The organism is Bradyrhizobium centrolobii (assembly GCF_001641635.1).
GTDB classification, from domain to species: domain Bacteria; phylum Pseudomonadota; class Alphaproteobacteria; order Rhizobiales; family Xanthobacteraceae; genus Bradyrhizobium; species Bradyrhizobium centrolobii.
Window position 1 is genome coordinate 1 of record NZ_LUUB01000058.1, and the last position, 3,855, is coordinate 3,855.

4 protein-coding genes and 1 pseudogene are annotated in these 3,855 nt (G+C 60.9%); 4 read left to right on the forward strand and 1 reads right to left on the reverse strand.

Annotation, left to right across the window (positions count from 1 at the left end):
• The 4 genes and pseudogenes from AYJ54_RS50760 to AYJ54_RS47365 all read left to right on the forward strand — a co-directional run.
• The coding region (locus AYJ54_RS50760; protein WP_063700819.1) for an HAD family hydrolase at window positions 1-585 on the forward strand (585 nt) is incomplete at its 5' end.
• A 68-nt stretch (window positions 586-653) separates the two neighbouring features.
• The gene (locus AYJ54_RS18305) at window positions 654-1,361 is read left to right on the forward strand and encodes an ROK family protein (RefSeq protein ID WP_082905719.1); all 708 of its coding nucleotides are present in this window, start codon (window positions 654-656) and stop codon (window positions 1,359-1,361) included.
• Between the two features lie 12 nt (window positions 1,362-1,373).
• Window positions 1,374-2,393, forward strand: a complete 1,020-nt coding sequence (locus AYJ54_RS18310) for an aminotransferase-like domain-containing protein (RefSeq protein WP_245329063.1) — start codon at window positions 1,374-1,376, stop codon at window positions 2,391-2,393.
• Between the two features lie 101 nt (window positions 2,394-2,494).
• A pseudogene (locus AYJ54_RS47365) lies at window positions 2,495-2,677 on the forward strand (NADH-quinone oxidoreductase subunit D-related protein); the annotation flags it as partial.
• Window positions 2,678-2,841: 164 nt separating this feature from the next.
• Here the strand turns inward: AYJ54_RS47365 and AYJ54_RS18315 are convergent.
• On the reverse strand, window positions 2,842-3,855 hold a 1,014-nt coding region (locus AYJ54_RS18315; RefSeq protein WP_210184081.1), incomplete at its 5' end, for a S1C family serine protease.

Genomic DNA, 3,855 nt, shown 5'->3' on the forward strand with positions numbered 1-3,855 from the left:
CGCGATCGGTACTGGGCAATTCTCGAGGAGCTGTTCCAAGAACTGGGGTATCGAGACTATCTCGGCGCGCTCCAGCGGTATCGCGTCGAACACCCGCAAGACATGCACCTGTTGTCCATGTCGTCATTCCTGGTCGATTACCCGTTCGCCAATCGTTTGTATCCGGAATCCCTAGACGTGCTCGAACGACTACGTCAGTGGGGCCCAACCATCCTTCTCACCGATGGCGACGTCGTCTTTCAACCCCGCAAGGTTGAGCGTTCCGGGCTTTCGGAGGCAGTCAACTCACATGTGCTGATCTACATCCACAAGGAGCTTGCGCTCGATGATGTCGAGGCCCGCTATCCGGCGCTGCACTACGTTCTAGTTGATGACAAGCCGCGTATCCTTGCCGCGGTCAAGGAGGTCTGGGGCAACCGCGTCACCACCGTCCTTCCCCGACAAGGACAATATGCCCACGACGCGAACGCCCTCGCCTCCTTCGCCATACCCGACGTGACGGTGGACCGGATCGGAGACCTGCTCGACTACGATCTGGCTCGCCTGCTTGCGGCAGCCCCACGACTCGAAGCTGTGCGGAGGTGAAGCGATGAAGACCAAGACCGAGGTGCTCAAGAAGGCAAGCTAAATTCCAATCGAGACAAAGGTCTTCCATGAACATACTGGTCATTGACGTGGGGGGCACCCACGTCAAGATCCTTGCCTCCGGCGAAAAAGTGAAACGCGAAATTGACTCCGGGCCGACCCTGACGGCCCGGCAGATGGTATCGAGCGTCAAAAAGCTGGCCGATGGCTGGGAATATGACTTCGTCTCGATTGGCTATCCGGGCCCCGTTGTGCATGACCGGCCTATGGCCGAACCTCACAATCTGGGGAAAGGCTGGATGGGCTTCAACTTCGCTGCGGCATTCAAACTGCCGACGAAAGTCATCAACGATGCGGCGATGCAGGCGCTCGGCAGCTACCGGAGCGGCAAAATGTTGTTTCTCGGGCTGGGCACGGGACTCGGCTCGGCGATGATCGTCGATGGCATCGTGCAGCCGATGGAGCTCGCGCACCTACCCTACAAGAAGCGGACCTATGAGGACTATGTCGGCGCCCGCGCGATGGAGGAGTTTGGCAGGAAAGCATGGCGGAAGCACGTCGAAGATATCGTTGAACATCTGGTTGCGGCGCTCCAACCGGAAGACGTCGTGCTGGGCGGCGGCAACGCCAAAATGTTGAAAAAACTGCCGCCATTATGTCGGCTTGGCGATAATGCCAACGCATTCAAGGGTGGATTCCGGATGTGGGAAGGTCCGCTAAAGGGAAAGAGCACTCGCTCGCGCAAGCAAACTGCGCAGGCCGCCACGGCACATTAAAAGGAGCGATGAATGGCAGCGGTCACGAAAACGGTCACCAAGCTTCCGGCGCCGGTGACGTATCCGGATCCGCGTGGCGATCCGGAGCTGCGAAAGGAGGTCGCGGCTTACTTAGGGCTGGCACGCGGCCTCCGGTGCAATCCCTCTCAGGTACTCGTAACAGGTGGATTCTCGGGTGCGCTCGGTCTGGCGATCCGAGGGCTTCAGCTTGGAAGGATGGGAGCTTGGATCGAGGATCCAGGCTTTCCGCTCACTCGCACCGCACTCGGCCTGGCCGGCATGGCTGTGACAGCTGTCCCGGTCGATGCGGAAGGACTGGATGTTGCCGCTGGTGTCCGGTCCGCCCCTGGAGCGAAATTGGCAGTTGTGACACCAGGCCAGCAGGCGCCGCTCGGGATGACGATGTCGCTGCCGCGGCGGCTTGCACTGCTCGCCTGGGCTCGGCGTAGCGACGCCTGGATCATCGAGGACGATTACCTGAGCGAACTGCAGCTGAAAGGACGGGCGGCTCCGGCTCTTGCATCTCTCGATGATGAAGGACGGGTGCTGCACATCGGCAGTTTCAGCAAAACGATTAGCCCGGCGCTGCGCCTGGGTTTCATGGTCGTGCCGCCGGAGCTGAGTCGTCGGTTCGGTGAGCTCGCTGCTTGTATGGCGCCGGCGCCGGCCGCGGCCGTGCAGCGCGCTGTGGCGGAATTCCTGCGGGAAGGGCATTACATTCGCCATCTGCGCCGCATGAAGCGGCTTTACGCCGCTCGACGGGCGACCCTGCTTCGTTGTCTGGGAGAGGTGGCGTCAGACTCGATAAAGGTGCAAGCAACCGCCGGTCTGGCAGTGATGATCCTGCTTCCCGAGTTTGCGTCAGACGTGGACGTCGCTTTGCGCGCCCTACAGTTCTGCCTGGCGCCGGCTCCTCTGTCTCCGTGGTACATGCAGCCTCCGCGGCAGCAGGGACTGCTGCTCGGCGTGACCAACCTCAATGAACGGCGGCTGCCGGCGGACTGTCGTCGGCTGTTGGAATTGGCGCGATAGCAACCATGGAAGCAAGGCAGCTACGCATTGTCGGTCCGTTCCGATGCTGCCCTCAGCAAGACACGCGCACTCCTGGCTCGAGAATACCCGATTGCCTTACCAAGGGCGAGTTCGGCGTCTACCTGGTCTCCGATGGCACGAACCAACCCTATAAGTGCAAGATCCGGGCGCCATCGTTCGCACATCTGCAAGCAATGGATTTGCTCAGCCGCGGCCATTTGCTGGCGGACGTCTCGGCGATCATCGGTTCGCTGGACATCGTCTTTGGGGAGATCGATCGATAAGGGGCGCGAAAAGGACCCTGCGCGCAGATCCAAGTCGACGAGCAACGAGTCACCTAGCCGTTGTCAAAGCCAAACCTGGGAAGTCTTCCGGCGCGAGAGATGGGGCATTGGGCTCGATGGCTTGAGCGGTCGTGCCGCAGCCCCGATCGCCGCGCAGGTGTGCTCTACTGAGCGGTAAGCTGGCCCAGCGTTACGGTCAATGCTCTCTGTTCTTTGTTCCGAACCATGGAGAGCTCGATTGAAGAGCTTGGCGCCGCCGCATGGACTTTCTTGGTGAGCTCGTTTGCGCTCTTGATGGGCTCGCCGCCGATCGACGTGATCACATCCCCGCTCTTTAATCCGGCCTTCGCGGCTGGACCGCTGGCTTGAACACCGATGACGATGGCGCCGCGAAGATTGTTTGCGCCGATACTTTCGGCGATGTCGGGGGTCACCGATTGAACTTCCGCTCCCATCCACCCTCGCGTGACCGCGCCCTTGTCCTTCAGTTGCGGGATCACCGCATTCACCGTGTCTGCGGGAATCGCAAAAGCCACACCGACCGAGCCGCCCGAGGGCGAAAGAATCATGCTGTTCACACCGATGACGTTGCCATGCGTGTTGAGGCTCGGCCCGCCCGAATCGCCGCGGTTGATCGGCGCATCTATCTGAATGAAGTCGTCCGAAGACCCCATCCCCAGGTCGCGCGCACGCGCTGAAACGATACCCGCGGTGACAGTATTTCCGAGCCCGAACGAATTGCCTACCGTAAGCACCCAATCGCCGGTGCGTGGTGGTTGATCGGCCAGCTTCAAATAGGCGAAGTCCGTGCGCCCATCGACCTTGAGCAGGGCGAGATCACTCAGCGGGTCCTTGCCGACGATCTTGGCTGGGTAGATTTTGTCCTCATTCGTACGGATCTCGGCCGTATCGCTGCCTGCCACGATATCGTTGTTCGTCACCGCATAACCGTCCGGGGAGATGAAGAAACCCGAGCCGATCGAGATCATGTCCCCGGATTTCGGCGCAACGCCCGGACCGTGCGGTTCGGACCTTGGAACAGCCCTTCTTGGAGTGTCTTGATCGGGCGCCCCATCAGGTCCGGACGATGGGCCGGATTCCTCGTCTGCCGCGGCCGCCTTGGCACTGACCCCAACCACAGCCGGTCCGGCCTTTTCGGCAAGATCGGCGAACCTTCC